We start from the raw sequence: 18423 nt of genomic DNA on the forward strand, positions 1-18423 counted from the left end.
ATGACGTGTTCAAGACGTAACTTCCTGGCCGGTGCCGGGGCAGTTATCTTCACTACAGGGGTGGCAGCCTCTAACCTCGTCGGTGGTCGCAAGACATTGGCAGCGACCATGGAAGATGGTGTGAAGCGCTATGGCATGGTCCATGACGAAACACTGTGTATCGGCTGTACCGCCTGTACCGATGCCTGCCGCGAAGTCAATAATGTGCCTGAAGGGGTATCACGGCTGGAAATCGTCCGCAGTGAACCACAGGGTGAGTACCCAGATGTTGACTATCAATTTACCCGTATCTCTTGTCAGCATTGTGATAACGCTCCATGTGTCCATGTCTGTCCGACAGGTGCAGCATTCAAGGATGATGAAACCGGTATTGTTGCCGTCGACAACTTCAAGTGTGTGGGCTGTGGATACTGCCTGGCTGCTTGTCCTTACCAGGTGCGTTTTTTCCATCCTGAAACTAAATCTGCGGACAAGTGTGATTTCTGCCGCGAAACCAACCTCAAGGAAGGCAAACAACCTGCTTGTGTTGAGTCATGTCCAACCAAGGCACTTACATTTGGTGATTTGAACGATCCAAATAGTGAAATCAGCCAGTTGATCACCCAAAAGCCGGTTTACCGCCAAAAAGTCGAGCTCGGCACCGCACCTAAGATGTACAAGGTGCCACATGGAAAAGGGGAGATAAAAGGATGAGTACGACATTTGCAGATGCCTTTTATTTTGACTCACTGGTCTGGGACTGGATCATTGCGGTCTATTTGTTCCTCGCTGGGATGTCAGCCGGTGCGGTAATGATCGCTATCTATCTCAAGCGTAAGGTGATCGAAGGCTACCCTGCCAGCAACGGTATTATCAAAGCGACGGCGATTCTGGCGCCGTTCGGGATCATCGTGGGGCTGTTGATTCTGGTCTTCCACCTGACCAAACCATGGTCATTCTGGAAAATCATGATCTTCTACAACCCGACTTCGGTGATGTCGATGGGTGTCGTGTTGTTCCAGGTGTATATGGTGGTTCTGTTTGCTTGGATTGCCATTATCTACAAGAACGAACTGCTGGATTTGCTGGGTGGAAAACTACCAATTGTCGGCAAGGTGTTGAAGGTATTGGACCGCTTCGAAAACAGTATCGAATTGTTCCTTGGCTTCCTGGCTTTGGTACTGGCTGCCTATACCGGTTTCCTACTGTCGGCGTTGCAAACCTACCCGATGTTGAATAACCCGGTATTGCCGATCCTGTTCCTGTTCTCCAGTTTGTCGTCAGGTGCAGCAGCCTGCTTGCTGTTCGGTGTGGTGTTCTTCAAAGAATCGGCGAAAAGTGCCAGTGTCAGCTGGGTGCACAAGTTCGAACGTCCGGTAGTGATGTTCGAGTTGTTTGTGATTTTCGCTTTCTTCACCGGTTTGTACTTCGGTGGAGGCCAAAGCCAAGTCGCAGCCGTTGCGGCAGTCGGCGGTGGTTTCTGGGCCAGTTGGTTCTGGTATGGGGTGATTGGCATGGGGATGTTGGTGCCATTGGGCCTCAATGCCGTGAGTCCTTCAGGTGTTAAACACAACAAAGCCTTTATTATGCTGGTGACGACCCTAAGTTTGATCGGTGTACTAATGTTGCGTACGTTTGTGCTGTATGCTGGGCAAATGACGACCTTGTAGGTCGATGTAACAAAGATGGAATCGCCACAGTTTGCGCTGTGGCGATTTAGTAACAAGGAATATAGATGCTCCCTGAAGTCGGACATTTTTCGTTAATCCTCGGTATGGTATTCGCCTTGCTCGGTGCTACTGTTCCGGTTGTCGGATTGGTCAAAAAGGATTCATACCTTACTCGCTATGCTTGGCCATTAAGTTATGGCGCCTTTAGTTTTATCGGTATCTCGATTATTTTGCTCGGGGTGTGTTTCGCGCTGGATGATTTTTCGGTTGCCTATGTTGCCCATCATTCCAATACCCAATTACCCATTTTCTTCAAGCTCGCTGCGGTATGGGGCGGGCATGAAGGCTCCTTTTTATTTTGGTTGTTCTCCTTAACCCTGTGGACTGCACTTGTAGCTCGGGTGTGCCAAAAAATCGATGAGGCGTTTATCGCAAGGGTACTTATTACCCTGTCAGGATTAGTTTTGTTGTTCAGCTTGTTTGTGTTGCTGACCTCGAACCCGTTTGAACGCTTGTTCCCAACCCCGCTGGAAGGTCGAGACTTGAACCCGATGCTGCAGGATGTCGGGCTGATTTTCCATCCACCCATGCTGTACTTGGGCTATGTTGGTTTCGCTGTTAGTTTTGCATTTGCCATCGCTGCCTTGACTGGCGAACACGGCAAAGGGGAATGGGCGAAATGGAGCCGCCCCTGGACGTTGGCCGCTTGGGTTTTCCTAACAGGTGGTATTGCATTGGGGTCGTGGTGGGCCTACTACGAACTTGGTTGGGGGGGCTGGTGGTTCTGGGACCCAGTGGAAAATGCTTCGCTCATGCCTTGGCTGACAGGAACCGCGCTGATCCACTCTTTGATGATCACCGAATACCGTAAGGCGTTATCGGGCTGGAGCTTGTTGCTGGCTATCTTCACTTTTTCCTTGAGTTTGCTGGGCACATTTATCGTCCGCTCCGGTGTACTGACCTCTGTACACGCCTTTGCCGTTGATCCAACACGGGGTGTGACGCTGCTGGCGATGTTGGCCTTGATCCTTATTGTTGCCTTGTCACTGTTTGCTGTCCGCTCAGGCCGTTACTTTGTTGCCGCTAAGTTTGGCTTCCTATCGAAAGAAGCCATGTTCATGGTGGGGAACAGCTTGTTTGTGGTATCCATGCTAACGGTACTGCTCGGCACCTTCTACCCATTGGTGTTCCAAGCGCTGGGCTTGGGCAACATCTCGGTTGGTGCGCCGTATTTCAATGCCATGTTTGTACCGATGAGCTTTGTCCTGTTCCTATTTATGGGGCTGGGTGTGGTGATCCGCTGGCACAAGGTTGGCTTGGAAGATGTAATAACCCGCTCTCTGGCTCCAATGTCGGTTTCTATTGTGTTGGGTGTGGCGCTGTCTGTAATGTTCGAGCGTGGGGTAAACATTACCGTTTGCCTGGCCTTTATCACGGCTATCTGGATAGCGCTTTGTGCCTTGCAAGCAATGTACATGCGTATCCTTGCCCGCAGGGCGAAAGGGATGAGTGGCATTGTATGGAAGCAAGCGGCCATGGTGATTGCCCACATTGGTGTTTCCGCAACCATCATCGGGGCGACCTTGGTGAGCTTTTATGATGAAGAGATCAGCAGCAAGATGGGGCCGGGAGATGCAGTTTCCCTTGGTGAATATCACTTTACCTATCAGCAGACTGATTTGTTGATCGGCCCGAATTATACCGCTGAACAAGCACAAATCACGGTAACTAAAGATGATGCTTTGATTGCCACTATACGCCCAGAACGTCGCCATTACACGGTTCGTACCATGAATATGAGTGAGCCGGGGATTGCATGGTTCTGGCATGGTGATATCTATATCACCTTAGGGGAAAAACTGAACCGTACAGATTATGCCGTGAGGATCCAGTATAAGCCCTATGTCCGCTGGTTATGGCTGGGAAGTATCTTGATGATGATTGGTGGGGCAATGGCTGTGGTTAGCTTGGCGAGCAAACGGGTGTCGCACAAGCTGCAGCAACCCAAGAAGATAGAAACTATTGTACTTTGGAAATAATGGTTAGAGAGAAAGTCTAAAGAGATGAGAAAAAATAGCCGTTATCTTCCGTTAGGTGTCGTTGTTGTGATTCTGGCAATCATCAGTTTGTCGATGGTGTTCACCCAAGACGGTCATGCTCCAAAGCTTGAGAACAAACCGCTGCCAGCATTTAGCCTGCAGCGGTTAGATACATCGGGCACTGCGGATGAAAGCCTATTAACGGGTAAGTGGCAGCTGCTTAATGTCTGGGCCTCCTGGTGCGCTGTGTGCAAAAGCGAACATGCCTTCTTGTTGCAACTGGCTCAGCAACATGAGGTTTCTATCGTCGGGCTCAATTACCGTGACAATCGCCAAGCGGCAATGCGGGAGCTGAACCAAAGTGGTAACCCTTACCAAGCCGTGCTGTATGATCCCAAGGGGGCGTTTGCCTTGGATCTCGGTGTATACGGGACGCCGGAGAGTTATTTAATCGATAGTACTGGCACCATCCGCTATCGCTATTTAGGGGCCTTGGATGAAAAGGTATGGCAGCGAGAATTTGTACCGGTGATTAAGACGTTGCAACAGGAAGAGCAAGCAAATGGGTAAGGGGGTGTTCGGTAGATATAAACAACTTATAGTGGCTATCGTAATGTATGTGTTTGCTGCCGGTGTGCCGGCGATGGCGCAAAACGAGCAGATATTTGTTGCAGCCGATGCAGAACTTGTCGAGTCGGTCGAGACGTTTCAATTTCGCTCTTTAGCTGAGCAACGCCGCGCGATTCACTTATCACGCCAGTTACGCTGTCCACAATGCCAGAACCAGAACTTGATTGAATCAAACTCTCCGGTAGCAAAAGACCTTCGCCTCAAGGTTTACCAAATGGTCAATGCCGGTCAGAGTGATCAAGCTATCATTGAATACATGACGTCGCGCTTTGGTGATTTTGTGTTGTATAAGCCTCGCTTGAACCCTCAAACCTACTTATTGTGGGGTGGGCCTTTTTTGCTGCTGGTGTTGTTCGGTTCGATTATCTGGGTAACGATCCGGCGACAGCAGAGGGAAAGGTAAGGTCGCTATGCCCATAAAGTTAAACGTCAATGCGAATATATGTATACAAAGTATAAGGTTTGTATGCGTATATTTGCTTTGGGTTGTTCTATCTAAATGAATATTGTTTTTTTTATGTTGTGGTGCTGTATGGAGTAATGTAACTGTAAGCATATGCTCGATAAAAGATACATTTATTTACAATGAGCGTACTGATATTACAAAGATCTATCGATAATGTCTTTGGTTAATTGTTTTGCTTAATCAAATAAATCGAAAGAATATGTCTATATCAGTTTACGAAACAAGCAAGATGCATGTTTCTATAGGCGAAAAGGAAGTCATTAAGACCTTTAAAAAAAGACCTGGATATAAAAAACGCTTCAAGCGGGAAAAGAAGGCTCTGCAAAGGCTAAAAGGCATCGATGGTTTTCCGCAAATAATCAGTCATCGCAATAGCACTGTAGTGATGTCACGTGTTGCTGGTGATAATAAAGAACAGCTTTCTAATCATAGCCTTAAAGAGCTTAGGGTGTTAGTGGATAACATGCTGGAAGCTGGGGTCGCTCGCCATGCAATACCTGAGCGTGATCTGCTCATCGATGATGATAAAGTGTCTATGGTTGACTTTGAGAGAATTACATTACGTCGTCACCGGTTATCACCGAGTTGGTTGTTCGCAAAAAAAGTCACAAAGTTTCATTTGTTTAGGCTGATCTCGAATCATAATAGCCAATTACTGACTGATGATGAAAAGAAAGAGCTAGAAACATTTACAGCTGTTCGAGCAAAACTTCAAAACCTTAAAAAAGTTCGATCATCTTTCCGTAAAGTGATTCGAACTAAAGCCAAAGCAGGTAACTATACTAAGAAGTTTGAAAGCAGTAACTTACGTAAAGACTAGCCTCTTATACAGTGGTGCATAAAGGCTTGGATCAGGTTAATGGCAACTTATATTTATAATTCTTTTAATAATTAGCTTGATTGAGTATATAAAAGGGGACAGTGCTGTCCCCTTTTTATTGGCTAATATTTGTCGCTTATTGCTGTGGCAAATTGCGCTGAGGATTGAGTTTAGGGTGGAGGCTTGCTGTTACTTTTCTTAGTGCAAGTACTAGTGCACAAGGCAACAGCCAACTGGCGTTCGCAGAGTATAGCGGCAGCCACTGCTTAAAACTCTCATCGAGTGCCGTTGGTACGATATCAAGGATACTAGCAGCATCTATTGAACCGAAGAATAAAGCAATTGTGATGGCGGCAATGTAGGTGTTGCGGTACTTTTGCTGCCCTGGGTAGAACAATGCACAGAGGATCAAGGCGATAGCGACTGGGCAGAGTACCAAGATAGCAGGAAGGCTCAGGGCTAAAATTTGGTCGAGGCCCACATTGGCGATAAAGCCGGTTAGCACAACAACAATCGAGGCTGTACGACGGAAAGGTACGCCGAAGGTTTGTTGGTAATACTCGGTGCAAGCGTTTGTTAAGCCGACTGTGGTTGTCAGGCAGGCCATGATAATAATTGCTGCCAATAGCAGTTGCCCGTAATCACCAAAATGGTGGGCGACATACAGGCTCAGTAGTTCACCGCCATTGGTTGCCGCGTGGGCAATCGGACTGGATGTTGCACCAACATAACCCATAGCCAAATAGCACGCGCCCATCAGAACAATATAAATCAGAGCCACTTTGAATGTCGCTTTACCTACCGCTTTTTTGTCGGTTACTCCCTTGCTGTTAATCGCTTTGATGATCACCCAGCCAAAGCCGACTGCCGCAATGGCATCCATAGTCATATAGCCTTGTACCAAGCCTTGTGTGAAGGCGAAGTTGATATACTCACCTTGAGGTGCAAGTGGCGCAGATAAGGGATTGATAATAGCGGTAACAGCCAGCGTGCAAAGCATGATGATTAGCAAGGGCGTCATTACTTTTCCTATGTAATCAACCAGTTTCCCCGGATGAAAAGCCAGAAGCAGAGTTAAGCTACAAAAGATAAGAGAAAAAAGTGGTAGCTGGTCGCTATCGACAAAAGGATTAATACCCATCTCATAAGCAACGGTGACGGCGCGCGGCATGCTGAATGCTGGACCAACAGCTGTTAATAGGGCGACCCAAATCAAGGTAGCCAGCCAGTTGGGTAATGGGTTGGTTAGTTGTTTGCTATCGCTCAAGCGTCCGAAAACTATCAGGGTTAAAGCGGGTAGGCCGACGGCTGTGATCAGAAATCCTGCCATGGCAGGCAGTAAGTGGGTACCGGCTTCCAAGCCGAGAAAAGGCGGAAAAATAATGTTACCCGCGCCGAGAAACATGGCGAAGGTCATCAGCCCGATGGCAAGTGTATCGTTAGTTTTCATTGGACGAACCCTGTGTTTGCTTTTAATTCTTGGGACCGTCAGGGGCTGGGAAGATAGATATAAAGATATGTCGATTCTCCGTCAGCCTGGCTGACGGAAATAGCCGCCAGCCTAGATAACGATGACTAGGACGACGACAGAGACGACAGATTGTGTTGCACGCACAACCGCACGCTTGGCATTAGCCAGAACGTTTTGAGCAGCGTTGTGATGGATTAGATTGAGCATTGAGCTCTCCTAGTGCAAAAACAAAAATTGGTCGTAGCAACGTGATGTTACTTGGGTATACAACATATAAGCATTTTTTTGAGCTGTAAACAGTAAAAGTAAAAAAAGTCACATTTCTGATCAGTAGGTGTATATACGACCGGGTGTTGTGCTGTTCGGTTTCTATTTATTCTTATTGGAGGGGTTATACCTGATATTTTTGTTTGTTGTTGGGTTTTCGTTTCGTCAATTTGAGCCTTTTTGAATCGAAGCGGAAATGGTCGATTGATTAAAACCGCCCCTCAAAGTTAAAGAGGCGGTTTTGTTATTTTAGGCTCTTATTTAACGATTATCGCCACTATTTCGCAGACATTGAAACCGTTTCTTTTCTTCGCTGTGAAAGCGATGCATTCGCCAAGATGCTGAAAAGTAGTGTCGTCAAACAAGGTAGGAACCAGCTTGCATGGGCAGAGTAGAGCGGCATGTATTCAACCAGCATGGCTTCCCACTTAGCAGGGATCAAACCGAGGATATTCAGTGTGTCTATGGTGCCGAAAGCCAATGTGACAGACACTGTCGCGACAAAGATATAACGCTGGTATGGCGATTTTTTCACCATTAAAGCAGTGATAACTAGCGCTATCGCCACTGGGCAAAGTACCAAGATGACTGGCAGGCTGATCGTTAGGATTTGATCAAGGCCGAAGTTGGCAAGCAAGCCTGTCAGTACGCACACGATAGTTGCAGTGGTAGTAAAAGGAGCATTGAATGTTTGCTGGTAGTACTCAGCACAAGCATTTGTCAGGCCTACGGTAGTGGTCAAGCATGCCATTACAATGATGATCGCGAGTAGGAGCTGGCCCTGTAGACCGAATAGGTTTGCCACATAGCGAGTAAGGATCTCACCACCGTTGGTGGCGTCGCTGGCAACGGCAGATGAGGTGGCACCGACATAAGCCATTGCCAGGTAGCAAGCTGACATCAGTGCAGCATAGATCAACGTAACCTTCACCGTGCTGGCAAATAAGCCGTTAGTTGAGGTGACCCCCTTGTCTTGAATAGTCTTGATGATCACCCATCCAAAACCAACGGCAGCGATAGCATCCATGGTCATGTAACCCTGGATAAGGCCCTGGGTAACAGCTTGTTGTTGGTAGTCAGCGTTCGGTACGGTCATCGGGCTGATTGGTGAGACAAAGGCCGAGACGGCGAGGACTGCCAGCAATAGCACCAATAGTGGTGTCATTACTTTACCGATGTAATCAACCAATTTACCCCGTTGGAAAGCAAGCAATAGGGTGACAGTTACGAAAACCAGCGAAAAAGGCAGTAATAGGTTGTCTTGGGTAAATGGCGCAATACCCATTTCATAGGCAACGGTCACTGCGCGGGGCATGCCAAATGCAGGGCCGATGGCAGTAAACAACAAGACCCAAAAACTGGTGGCCATCGGTTTTGGCAAAGCGGCAGTCAGTTGCTGGCTATGGCTCAGGCGGCCCATGACGATCAGCGTCAGGGCTGGTAGGCCGACGGCGGTGACGAGAAAGCCAAGCATGGCAGGAAAATATTGTGTGCCGGCTTGAAGGCCAAGAAAAGGGGGAAAGATGATGTTTCCGGCACCAAGAAACATCGCAAAAGTCATTAGGCCAATCGCCATGGTGTTTTGTTTAGTCATTCGGACAAGTCCTCTGATATTAATCAGTTTTTGTTATGGACCGTCAGAAAGGCTGAAGAAAAACAGGTAGGTTGAGACTTTGCTCCCCGTCAGCCTGGCTGACGGGTGAATAGCCGCCAGCCTAGTTAATAATCACTAGAATAGCAGCAATAATGTTACGCGATACGACTGTTCCGCCTGTAGTCATAGCAGGTTTGCAAACTGGGCGTTGGCAAGTTGTTTGATTGGCGAAATGAAACACAGCGTATTCCTGAACATAAGTATCGAAGTCGTTTACAACATATAAATAAAAAACTGTGTTGTAAATACCCTGCAGATAAAAATATCGCATTTTTCTGCGTGTACAGATGACGTGGCTGCTTGCTGGGTTTGGGGTGGGTTTTCTGCCCATTGCGTTACGGCGGTAGGGGTGAGATAGTGGGTTTGTTTACTTAGTATGATGATTATTAAAGGGTATTTATGCTAAAGGCGATACACCATGCCGCGATTATCTGTTCAGACTATTCAAGGTCTAAAGCCTTCTATGTTGATATCTTGGGCTTGAAAGTGCTGGCAGAGCATTACCGCGAAGCAAGGGATTCCTGGAAGTTGGATTTACAGTTGCCGGATGGCAGCCAAGTTGAATTGTTTTCCTTTCCCAATCCGCCTGAAAGACCAAGTTTTCCTGAGGCTAGGGGACTACGTCATCTGGCGTTTGTGGTCGATTCCGTTGAACAGGTTACTGATTATCTTGAATCGAGGGGAGTTGAAGTAGAGCCGATCCGGATCGATGAGTATACAGGTAAGGCATTTACCTTTTTTCAAGATCCGGATGGATTGCCATTGGAGCTCTACCAAGCTAACTGAGGATACCCGTCAGCAACCCCGCAAAAACTAAACTAGCCACTCCGTAGAATCCGAACTCGATGCGGGATTCGACCAGGCTGTTTTCGTTACTAGGTTTGGCTGTCACCATGGTAAAAAAGGAACCGCCGGCCAAGCCAAGAAGCAGTACGATCAAACCAAATAGCGTACCTTCAATGAGATATGTGAAATTCATAAACAGGCCTAATCCTTTGTGGCACGTGAAATGATATAGGGATAATACACATCTCGTGCCATATGGCAAAGGTTAATTAGAATTAAACCTTATTAAAAACATGGTTTTAGCTTGTTTTGTTATGCATGGGAAAGAATAGGCAGCAATACACTTATTGCTGCCTGATTTATGCACGATCTGGTGGTGGTTAATTAGCCAGATTTATCACCTGTTAGAAATAGGTCTCTACAAGTTTTGATACTTGGAAGTCTTCATCGGCAATACAGATATATTTCCACTTATCAAAGGTTAGACATGGATGCGAGGTTGAAAATGCAATGACATCACCAACACGCAGATCGTTACCTTCGGGGACGGTAACGAAAGTGTGCTGATCCATGATAGCAGTCGCTTCCAATCCCCCCACTTCAATCCGCTCGCCATTGCGGTATCCCCGCTCTGGAATTGGCAGACCCGCATCAAATGCTACATCCCGCTTGCCAAGACCGATCACGGCTTTGCCTGGCTCCGGACGGGAAATGACATACGCCCACACTTCCAGTGCTGACTCAAGATCTCCACCCAGATCACAGGCATAGCCCTGGTTCACTTCTGCCCGAGCCATGACATTATTCTGGGCATCTTGGTAGATCCCGGTATCGTGGATGAGGTAACAGCCCGGGCGGATAATTGCCAATAGGTGCTGGCATCGGGCGAAGCTCTCGGCCACAACGTCATACCAGGCAGAACCTGCGCCGGTGACAATTGGGCTATCAAGCTTGATTAATCCTTCTTCCTTGAGAAGTTCAACAGTTTGTACGGTCGTTGCCAGGAACTCACGGATAGCTTGCTCGGCATTGTCACCGTGGATCACGCCTTCATAGACTTCGATACCGGCCAGGGAGATCCCTTCAAGACTGTCGATGTGCTGAGCCAGCGAGATCACCTGTTGTGGAGTACGGCAACCGCAGCGGCCGCCTTCAACGCCAAATTCAATCAGGGCATGAACTGTCACCCCGCTACCGGCAAAGAATGTAGAGAGTTGCTCGGCATTCTCCGTGGAATCGACACAGCAGTAGAAAGTGACGTCGTGCTCAGACAACAGGCGCTTGATGATTGCCATGTTGGCTTTACCCACCAACTGGTTAGCCATCATGATCTGTTTGGCACCTGCTGACGCTGCCACTTCAGCATGTGGGGCTGTTGCGACAGTTAGGCCCCAGGCCCCGGCTTCAAGCTGCTGCTCAAAGAAAGCAGGTGTCATGGTTGTCTTGCCATGCGGTGACAGTTTGACGTTGTGATGATTTGCAAACTGTTGCATCCAGTTCAGGTTGTTATCAATCGACTGCTGCTTGATAACGGCTGCAGGCAGGCTGATTTCTTCGTTAATTAGGCTGTATTTGCCCTCCGTTTTTTCATCAACCCATATCCCTTTGGTACCTACGGGAAATTTTTTGTGATGAATATCTTGGTATTTACTAACATGCTTTTTATTTGCTTGGGTCATTTATTATTCTCCTAACATAGCTCTCAGGGCTTGCTATTACTGCCTTTTGGCGAGGTGATAATATTATCGGTGTTAGAAACTATCAAACATTGCTGTGCATTTTGTGCTGTTTCTCACTGTTTTGAAGCTGCCCTGAAATTACTATTTGCCCTGTCGAGAGAAAGGTGAAAGCCGTGACTATCGAAGTCGATATTGTTTCAAGAATTACCGAGCGCTTCTCGCAATTGCGGGATGCCGAGAAAAAAGTCGCCATGTTGGTGATTGATGATTTGGCCGCAGCATCGGGTTACAGCATTACTCAAATGGCAGAAGAAGCCGGAGTGAGTGAGGCAACCATTACCCGCTTTGCCAAAGCGGTTGGCTGTAAGAATGTGCGGGATCTGAAGCTCAAGTTAGCCCAGTCCCTTGCCATCGGCCAGCGATTTATTCATGAGTCGCCAGATCAGTCGGGGATCCAAGGGGTTTATGAGTCGATCAAGAATGTGATCAACATTAACCGCAAGGTTGTCGATGAGCAGGATGTTGCTACAGCGGTAGACCTGCTGCAAAACGCCCGGCAGATTTTGGCCATTGGCATGGGTGGTGGCTCAACTATGTTGTCGCAGGAACTGCAATTTCGCTTGTTCCGCCTGGGCTACCCGGTAACGGCCTACAACGATGGCCTGTTGGCAAGAATGGTAGCTTCAACTGCCGATGCCAATGATGTGATGGTGGTGATTTCTGCGACCGGTTACACACCAGAAGTGGTAGAGCCGGCATCGATTGCCAAACAATATGGCTTGAAGGTGATAGCCATAACGCCCAAGGAGTCACCGCTGGCAGAAGTCAGCGACTTGGTTTTGCCGGTTGTCACCAAAGAGACCGATTTTATCTACAAACCGTCGGCATCACGTTACGCCATGATGGCGTTGATAGATGTGCTGTCAACGGAGTTGGCCTTGAGCCACAAACGCCGGACCCGCGATAAGCTACGCCGCCTGAAATTGGCACTAGACAGTCATCGTGGTGGAGAGGACAGACAGCCTCTCGGCGATTAACACAACCTAGCCGAACAGTTCGGATTAACGGTTGTGCAGAATTAGCGTCATAAAGAAGGAAGTTTCATGCAGTTCGATACCGTTTTCCGAAATGTTCAAGTTGTTGATGGCTCGGGTAGTGAGCCTTACAACGCCGATGTTGCTATTACAGGGGATCGTATTGCAGCCATAGGGGATTTAGCCGGATGTGAGGCAACACAGATCATCGATGGTCATGGCAAGGCATTAGCACCTGGCTTTATCGATGTACACACCCATGATGATACCAATGTGATTCGCTATCCCGACTGCTTGCCGAAGATCAGCCAAGGGGTCACCAGTGTGATTGTAGGTAATTGCGGGATCAGTGCCTCTCCAGCAATGCTGGCTGGTGATCCACCAGATCCGATGAACCTGCTTGGCAAGCAGCAAGATTTCAAATACCCGACATTTGCGTCATATGCCGAGGCGGTAACGGCTGCACAGCCTGCCGTGAATGTTGCTGCGCTGGTGGGCCATACCACGCTGCGCAACAACGAGATGGATAATCTATACCGTGCAGCATCAGGCGACGAAATTGCAGCAATGAAAGCCAAACTGCACGCTGCGATGGAGCAGGGAGCTTTGGGGTTGAGTTCTGGCTTGGCATACGCATCTGCGAAAGATGCCCCGACAGAAGAAGTGATGGCCCTTGCCGAAGAGCTGGCAGAGTTTGATGGTATCTATACCACCCATATGCGTACCGAGTTCGAGCAGATCCTTGAGGCGATGGAAGAAGCGTTTGCTACCGGTAAGCATGGCAAGGTGCCAGTGGTGATTTCACACCTCAAATGTGCAGGTGCCGGTAATTGGGGCCGCACAGTTGAAGTGCTCGATTTGATGGAGAAAACCGCCAAGCATCAGGATGTAGCCTGTGATTGCTACCCGTATTCGGCGAGTTCCTCGACGCTTGACCTCAAACAGGTCACCGACGAGATCGATATCTTCATTACGTGGTCAGATAAGCACCCTGAGCATGCAGGAAAAATGCTCAAGCAAATTGCTGAGGAGATGGACTTGCCGTTAATGGATGCGGCCAAGCAGCTCCAGCCAGCAGGCGCTGTTTACCACTGCATGGACGAGGCCGATGTCGAGCGGGTACTGAAATACCGATTAACCATGGTGGGCTCAGATGGCCTGCCGAACGACCCACACCCACACCCTCGTCTGTGGGGATCGTTTCCACGGGTGCTGGGCTATTACAGTCGTGAACGCCAGTTGTTCTCACTGGGACAGGCGATTCACAAAATGACAGGCATGTCGGCCAAGCGCTACTGCCTTAAAGACAGGGGAGAAATTCGCGAAGGGGCCTATGCCGATATCGTGATGTTCGACCCGAACACCATTATCGATGTTGCAAGTTTCGAAAATCCGATTGCAGCAGCGAAAGGGATTGACGTGGTCATGGTCAATGGCTGCATCAGTTATCAAAACGGGCAGGTGAGTACTAACCGCCATGGCCGTTTCCTATACCGTCATCAGGACTAAACACCCTGGGACAGCAAATTGAACTAAGTAACACAACGTTGGAGAAAGAAATTATGACTATCACACGCTACGGCATCGAAGGCGGTACAGGCACAGGCGGTCAGCACCTACCTTTTGCACGTGCAACTCAGGCGGGTGGTTTCCTGTATGTCTCTGGTCAAACACCAATGACAGACGGTGAAGTGGTTGAAGGTGGCATTGTCGATCAGTCTCGCTTGGCGATTCAGAACTGTGTCGACATCATGGAAGAAGCAGGCTACGGCCTTGAAGACGTGGTACACGTGAAAGTGGTACTGACTGACTCTCGCTACTTCCAGTCATTCAACAAAGTGTTTAAAGAGTTCTTCGGCGAGCACCCACCGGCGCGTATCTGCATGGTATGTGATTTGGTCGTCGACGTAAAAGTTGAGGTGGATGTGACGTGCTACCGCGAAGATCGCCGTTAATTCAGGCATTATCTTCGGGCCCCGCATAAAACAATAAAGCGCGGGGCCAGCAGAAGCCTGATTGACAAGCGATGCCACAACGGAAGTTGGCAGGCTATTACAACTAGAGACAAAGAAATAGAGCCGGAAGGCCAAAGAAAAAAGGTTGGCAAAGTACCAACCTGAAAAAAGCAAAATACTGAAATGACTCAGTAACTCATGGGGTAGTAAGTGATGAGACTATCCCCAAGCAAATAAAAGCAATGACGGATTATAAGAGGTATGGGATGAACAGTACACTCTTTCTCACCGGTTTCGGTGCGTATGTGGTTTTTTTAATCTGGTTAGGTTGGTTCGTATCACGTAACCAGAAATCAGGCGAAGACTTTCTACTTGGAGGTCGTGGTCTTCCGCTGTTCTTGGTACTAGGTACCACGGTAGCCACCATGGTAGGTACAGGTTCGAGCATGGGCGCGGTTGGTTTTGGTTATGCCAACGGTTGGGCTGGTGCGCTTTACGGTATTGGTGGTGCCCTGGGTATCCTGCTGCTCGCTTACTGGTTTGCTCCAGTGCGTAAGCTGAACTTCATGACCATGAGTGAAGAGCTGTCTTACTATGTAGGCGCCAACAAGATTGTCAAAAACGTGGTCGGTATCCTAATCTTTACCGCCTCTATCGGCTGGTTGGGTGCACATATCCTTGGTGGTGGTATGTACCTGGCTTGGATTGCTGATATCGAGCTAAATACTGCCAAGATGATTATCGCAGCTGCGTTTACTATCTACGTCGTAATCGGTGGTTACACCGCAGTAGTTTGGACCGATACGATTCAGGCCGTGATCCTTTTTGCCGGTTTCATTCTGATGGCTGTTCTATCGGTCAACCATATCGGTGGCCTGGATAACTTGTATGCTGCCATGGAGCCTGCGTCTGTCAGCTTCCTGGGGCTGGAAAAACTAGGCATGATCCCGGGTATTTCACTGGCACTGGTTGTTGGTGTGGGTATCTTGGCAACCCCTTCTTTCCGTCAGCGTATCTACTCAGGTAAAGACGTTCCGACTATCCGCCGCTCATTCGTGATGTCAGGTGTACTGTACTTGTTCTTCTCTATCATCCCTGCGGTTATCGGTATGTCAGCACATGCGATTAACCCAGAGCTGAACAATGCCAACTTTGCATTCCCGTATGTTGCTGCAACAGTGCTACCTGTGGGTATCGGCATGATTGTTCTGATTGCAGGCCTGTCTGCTACGATGTCGAGTGCAAGTTCCGATGCAATTGCCGGCGTATCTATCTTGCTGCGTGATATCTACATCATGTTTACGGGTAAAGTCCCATCAAAAGACAAGATGGTGACCTACTCACGTATCGCATTGGTTATCTGTATCGGTCTGGCACTGCTGTTCGCCCTGACTTCGAATGACATCATCAGCTACATCACCAAGATGATTTCTACGGTAATGTCCGGCATGTTCGTGTGCGGTATGCTGGGTCGCTTCTGGGGCCGCTACAACTGGCAGGGGGCACTGGCTACCTTGGCAGGTGCGTCAGCAGCGTCATTCTCTGTCATGTTCAACGCTGACTGGACGGCATTCTGGGGCAACCCGGTTATCCCATCAGTCACTACAGCCTTGGTTGCCGGTGTGGCAGTAAGCTTGGCGACACCAGCGAACAAGGTGAGCAAAGAAGAAGCGAAAGCCATCCTTGATGCTGAGCGTGCCGCGATGGAAAAGCCTGAAGAGCAAGGTATCGACGCTCAACCGGCTACCGCGAAATAATCATCTAAAACTCGTCAAAATGCAGGCCTTTGTTGTGATGTAAGGCCTGCATCTTCAGTTACGCTTTAAATACAGTTCGAATAATTAGAAAGGTAGCAGTGTGAAAATTGCATTTTTTGGTGAGTGCATGGTCGAGCTTAGCGGCCAACCGCTACAACGGACATTTGGTGGCGATACGTTAAATACGGCGCTTTACCTGTCACGTTTAGGCACTAACCGTGATATCGCTGTTAGCTACGCTACGGCATTAGGTATCGATAATATTAGTCAGGATATGCTCAGTGCCTGGCAACATGAAAATATCGACACCTCTATGGTACGTAAACTGGAAAATAAACTGCCGGGCCTTTATTTGGTGGAGACAGAGCCTAACGGTGAGCGTCACTTCCATTACTGGCGCAATGATAGTGCGGCGAAATTCTACTTTGCCAGTGGTCTGACTCCGCTAGAGCAAGCTATCGAAAATCATGACTTTGATGCCCTTTATATCAGTGGGATCAGCCTGGCTATTTTGGCTGAAGATGCCAAAGCGACCCTGATTACCCTGTTGGAAAAACACAAAGCCAAAGGCGGCAAAGTGCTATTCGACAATAACTTCCGGCCACAGCTTTGGACCTCAAAGCAAGCCCAGTATTGGTATTCGCAAGTTCTGCCATTTGTCGATATTGCGCTAATCACCGAAGACGACGACCACTTGGTGTGGGGAGAGACAAACATTGTTGACCGATGCCAGTCATTCGGTTGCCAAGAAGTCGTTATCAAGCGGGGCAGTGAGCCATGTCTGGTGGTCAGCGAACTGCAATCAGACCAACCGCATGAGTCTTATATTGCGGCAAACAAAGTGGAAAAGGTTATTGATACCTGTGCTGCCGGTGACTCGTTTGCTGCGGGCTATCTGGCAGGGCGCCTAAGTGGAGGTACTGAAGCCGCAGCTGCCGAATTGGGCCATCAGTTAGCGTCTACCGTTATCCAGCATCCCGGTGCGATTATCCCAGCCGATGCAATGAAAGAATTAATGTAAATAGATTTACAGTAAATAGGAACACCTGAACATGTCTCAGCAGATCATCGAGAAACTTAAAGCCTTCAAAGTTATCCCTGTCATTCAAATCAACGATGTGTCACAGGCCGTGCCTTTGGCTAAAACCCTGGTTGAAAATGGCCTTCCGGTTGCAGAAGTGACCTTCCGTACTGAAGTGGCTGCAGAAGCCATCCGCTTGATGCGTGAAGCTTACCCAGAGATGTGTATTGGTGCGGGCACCGTATTGAATGCAGAGCAAGTTGACCGTGCCAAAGAAGCGGGCTCTGAGTTTGTGGTAGCGCCGGGGCTGAACCCAAATACTGTGCGTTACTGCCAGCAGCTGGGGATTCCAATGGTACCTGGGGTGAATAACCCAAGCCAAGTTGAGCTGGCACTAGAGATGGGGCTGACTTTCTTGAAGTTCTTCCCGGCTGAAGCGTCGGGTGGTATCAACATGGTTAAGTCATTGTTGGCGCCATACGTTGACGTTAGCTTTATGCCAACTGGCGGTATTGGTAAGTCAAATGTACGTGACTACTTGGCTATCGACCGTGTTATTTGCTGTGGTGGTACCTGGATGGTGGCGCCTAAGCTGATTGAAAATGGTGACTGGGAAGAAATCGGTCGCTTGGTGCGAGAAGCGGTTGAGTTGGTCAACGGCTAACAATAAAGTTAACTACGTATAGGTTGTTTATCTATGAAGCCCACCTTTGGTGGGTTTTTTTAGTCTTATTTTCAGCTCAGCAGAAACTTGAGGCAGAAGTTATCGATTTAAAAAACGCGGGGCGGTGCTTGGATTCCATACGATTAAGGCCGCTTTTTTGGCTTGATGTGTTGGAAATTGTTCAGTTGAAGCAAGTTCTTGTATTTTTGTTTGACTCATCCCTGAAAATCAGTAAATTACACCTCCGTACCGCAGCGGCATTGGCCGAAACTAAGTGGTTACAACAAAATTGATGGCGCGTTGGCAGAGTGGCTATGCAGCGGATTGCAAATCCGTGGACCTCGGTTCGACTCCGGGACGCGCCTCCATCATTTCGGTTCTGGTGCCTTTGGGCGGCAGCAACCAAACAAACGACCTAATAGTAATAACTAAATAGGTGCGTTTGGACAATTTGGCGCGTTGGCAGAGTGGCTATGCAGCGGATTGCAAATCCGTGGACCTCGGTTCGACTCCGGGACGCGCCTCCATAAT

Annotated in this window: 17 protein-coding genes and 2 tRNA genes; 15 read left to right on the plus strand and 4 right to left on the minus strand. The window is 48.5% G+C overall.

What is annotated here, in order from left to right; translation table 11 throughout:
• The 6 genes from nrfC (at position 1) to BIZ37_RS15675 (ending at position 5604) form a co-directional block, all read left to right on the plus strand.
• Positions 1-693, plus strand: a complete 693-nt coding sequence (gene nrfC, locus BIZ37_RS15650) for a cytochrome c nitrite reductase Fe-S protein (protein ID WP_107299839.1) — start codon at positions 1-3, stop codon at positions 691-693.
• Entirely contained in the window at positions 690-1649 is a 960-nt protein-coding gene (gene nrfD / locus BIZ37_RS15655; RefSeq protein ID WP_187462258.1) for a cytochrome c nitrite reductase subunit NrfD, read from the plus strand. Before nrfC ends, nrfD begins: the two co-directional genes overlap by 4 nt.
• Positions 1650-1714: 65 nt before the next feature.
• On the plus strand, positions 1715-3688 hold the full coding sequence (locus BIZ37_RS15660; RefSeq protein WP_187462259.1) for a heme lyase CcmF/NrfE family subunit: 1974 nt from the start codon (positions 1715-1717) through the stop codon (positions 3686-3688).
• Positions 3689-3712: 24 nt separating this feature from the next.
• Positions 3713-4258 carry a DsbE family thiol:disulfide interchange protein gene (locus tag BIZ37_RS15665; RefSeq protein ID WP_187462260.1) on the plus strand — a complete coding sequence of 182 codons (546 nt, stop codon included), beginning with the start codon at positions 3713-3715 and terminating at the stop codon, positions 4256-4258.
• A complete protein-coding gene (gene nrfF / locus BIZ37_RS15670; protein WP_187462261.1) occupies positions 4251-4721 on the plus strand; it encodes a heme lyase NrfEFG subunit NrfF in 471 nt (156 codons plus the stop codon). The genes BIZ37_RS15665 and nrfF overlap by 8 nt, the downstream gene beginning before the upstream one ends.
• A gap of 262 nt (positions 4722-4983) precedes the next feature.
• Complete coding sequence (locus BIZ37_RS15675; RefSeq protein ID WP_187462262.1) at positions 4984-5604, plus strand: hypothetical protein; 621 nt, start codon at positions 4984-4986, stop codon at positions 5602-5604.
• A gap of 136 nt (positions 5605-5740) precedes the next feature.
• On the opposite strand, the gene brnQ (BIZ37_RS15680) is transcribed toward BIZ37_RS15675, so the two are convergent.
• Together brnQ (BIZ37_RS15680) and brnQ (BIZ37_RS15685) are read right to left on the minus strand one after the other, a co-directional pair.
• Positions 5741-7054: a branched-chain amino acid transport system II carrier protein gene (brnQ, locus tag BIZ37_RS15680; protein WP_187462263.1), complete on the minus strand. Its 1314-nt coding sequence runs from the start codon at positions 7052-7054 to the stop codon at positions 5741-5743.
• A 565-nt stretch (positions 7055-7619) separates the two neighbouring features.
• Positions 7620-8936: a branched-chain amino acid transport system II carrier protein gene (gene brnQ, locus BIZ37_RS15685; RefSeq protein WP_187462264.1), complete on the minus strand. Its 1317-nt coding sequence runs from the start codon at positions 8934-8936 to the stop codon at positions 7620-7622.
• 459 nt (positions 8937-9395) lie between these two features.
• Between brnQ (BIZ37_RS15685) and BIZ37_RS15690 the strand changes: the two genes are divergently transcribed.
• A complete protein-coding gene (locus BIZ37_RS15690) occupies positions 9396-9782 on the plus strand; it encodes a VOC family protein (RefSeq protein WP_187462265.1) in 387 nt (128 codons plus the stop codon).
• On the opposite strand, the gene BIZ37_RS15695 is transcribed toward BIZ37_RS15690, so the two are convergent.
• Positions 9775-9975 (minus strand): hypothetical protein, encoded by a 201-nt coding sequence (locus BIZ37_RS15695; protein ID WP_187462266.1) that lies wholly within the window; start codon positions 9973-9975, stop codon positions 9775-9777. The two genes, BIZ37_RS15690 and BIZ37_RS15695, sit on opposite strands and share 8 nt — an antisense overlap.
• Positions 9976-10186: 211 nt before the next feature.
• Positions 10187-11461, minus strand: a complete 1275-nt coding sequence (locus BIZ37_RS15700) for an amino acid deaminase (protein WP_187462267.1) — start codon at positions 11459-11461, stop codon at positions 10187-10189.
• A gap of 173 nt (positions 11462-11634) precedes the next feature.
• Here BIZ37_RS15700 and BIZ37_RS15705 point away from each other — a divergent pair, with 173 nt between their 5' ends.
• From BIZ37_RS15705 to BIZ37_RS15740, 8 genes are all read left to right on the plus strand, one after another.
• On the plus strand, positions 11635-12498 hold the full coding sequence (locus BIZ37_RS15705) for a MurR/RpiR family transcriptional regulator (protein WP_187462268.1): 864 nt from the start codon (positions 11635-11637) through the stop codon (positions 12496-12498).
• A 66-nt stretch (positions 12499-12564) separates the two neighbouring features.
• Positions 12565-14004: an amidohydrolase family protein gene (locus BIZ37_RS15710; RefSeq protein ID WP_187462269.1), complete on the plus strand. Its 1440-nt coding sequence runs from the start codon at positions 12565-12567 to the stop codon at positions 14002-14004.
• Positions 14005-14057: 53 nt separating this feature from the next.
• A complete protein-coding gene (locus BIZ37_RS15715) occupies positions 14058-14450 on the plus strand; it encodes a RidA family protein (protein ID WP_107299851.1) in 393 nt (130 codons plus the stop codon).
• 266 nt (positions 14451-14716) lie between these two features.
• A complete protein-coding gene (locus BIZ37_RS15720) occupies positions 14717-16207 on the plus strand; it encodes a sodium:solute symporter family protein (RefSeq protein ID WP_187462270.1) in 1491 nt (496 codons plus the stop codon).
• Between the two features lie 127 nt (positions 16208-16334).
• Positions 16335-17228, plus strand: coding sequence for a sugar kinase (locus BIZ37_RS15725; RefSeq protein WP_187462272.1), 894 nt, complete (start codon positions 16335-16337; stop codon positions 17226-17228).
• A 31-nt stretch (positions 17229-17259) separates the two neighbouring features.
• Positions 17260-17892 (plus strand): bifunctional 4-hydroxy-2-oxoglutarate aldolase/2-dehydro-3-deoxy-phosphogluconate aldolase, encoded by a 633-nt coding sequence (locus BIZ37_RS15730; RefSeq protein ID WP_187462271.1) that lies wholly within the window; start codon positions 17260-17262, stop codon positions 17890-17892.
• A 294-nt stretch (positions 17893-18186) separates the two neighbouring features.
• Positions 18187-18260 (plus strand) — tRNA-Cys (locus BIZ37_RS15735).
• Positions 18261-18345: 85 nt separating this feature from the next.
• A tRNA-Cys gene (locus tag BIZ37_RS15740) sits at positions 18346-18419 on the plus strand.
• The last annotated feature ends 4 nt before the right edge of the window (positions 18420-18423 follow it).

It is taken from the genome of Photobacterium sp. BZF1 (assembly GCF_014349205.1).
Taxonomy (GTDB): Bacteria; Pseudomonadota; Gammaproteobacteria; order Enterobacterales; family Vibrionaceae; genus Photobacterium.

Excerpts from the sequence above, each read along its gene's own strand:
- nrfC (WP_107299839.1), top strand. The coding sequence starts at position 1 with ATGACGTGTTCAAGACGTAACTTCCTGGCCGGTGCCGGGGCAGTTATC.
- nrfD (WP_187462258.1), top strand. The coding sequence starts at position 690 with ATGAGTACGACATTTGCAGATGCCTTTTATTTTGACTCACTGGTCTGG.
- BIZ37_RS15660 (WP_187462259.1), top strand. The coding sequence starts at position 1,715 with ATGCTCCCTGAAGTCGGACATTTTTCGTTAATCCTCGGTATGGTATTC.
- BIZ37_RS15665 (WP_187462260.1), top strand. The coding sequence starts at position 3,713 with ATGAGAAAAAATAGCCGTTATCTTCCGTTAGGTGTCGTTGTTGTGATT.
- nrfF (WP_187462261.1), top strand. The coding sequence starts at position 4,251 with ATGGGTAAGGGGGTGTTCGGTAGATATAAACAACTTATAGTGGCTATC.
- BIZ37_RS15675 (WP_187462262.1), top strand. The coding sequence starts at position 4,984 with ATGTCTATATCAGTTTACGAAACAAGCAAGATGCATGTTTCTATAGGC.
- brnQ (WP_187462263.1), bottom strand. The coding sequence starts at position 7,054 with ATGAAAACTAACGATACACTTGCCATCGGGCTGATGACCTTCGCCATG.
- brnQ (WP_187462264.1), bottom strand. The coding sequence starts at position 8,936 with ATGACTAAACAAAACACCATGGCGATTGGCCTAATGACTTTTGCGATG.
- BIZ37_RS15690 (WP_187462265.1), top strand. The coding sequence starts at position 9,396 with ATGCTAAAGGCGATACACCATGCCGCGATTATCTGTTCAGACTATTCA.
- BIZ37_RS15695 (WP_187462266.1), bottom strand. The coding sequence starts at position 9,975 with ATGAATTTCACATATCTCATTGAAGGTACGCTATTTGGTTTGATCGTA.
- BIZ37_RS15700 (WP_187462267.1), bottom strand. The coding sequence starts at position 11,461 with ATGACCCAAGCAAATAAAAAGCATGTTAGTAAATACCAAGATATTCAT.
- BIZ37_RS15710 (WP_187462269.1), top strand. The coding sequence starts at position 12,565 with ATGCAGTTCGATACCGTTTTCCGAAATGTTCAAGTTGTTGATGGCTCG.
- BIZ37_RS15715 (WP_107299851.1), top strand. The coding sequence starts at position 14,058 with ATGACTATCACACGCTACGGCATCGAAGGCGGTACAGGCACAGGCGGT.
- BIZ37_RS15720 (WP_187462270.1), top strand. The coding sequence starts at position 14,717 with ATGAACAGTACACTCTTTCTCACCGGTTTCGGTGCGTATGTGGTTTTT.
- BIZ37_RS15725 (WP_187462272.1), top strand. The coding sequence starts at position 16,335 with ATGGTCGAGCTTAGCGGCCAACCGCTACAACGGACATTTGGTGGCGAT.
- BIZ37_RS15730 (WP_187462271.1), top strand. The coding sequence starts at position 17,260 with ATGTCTCAGCAGATCATCGAGAAACTTAAAGCCTTCAAAGTTATCCCT.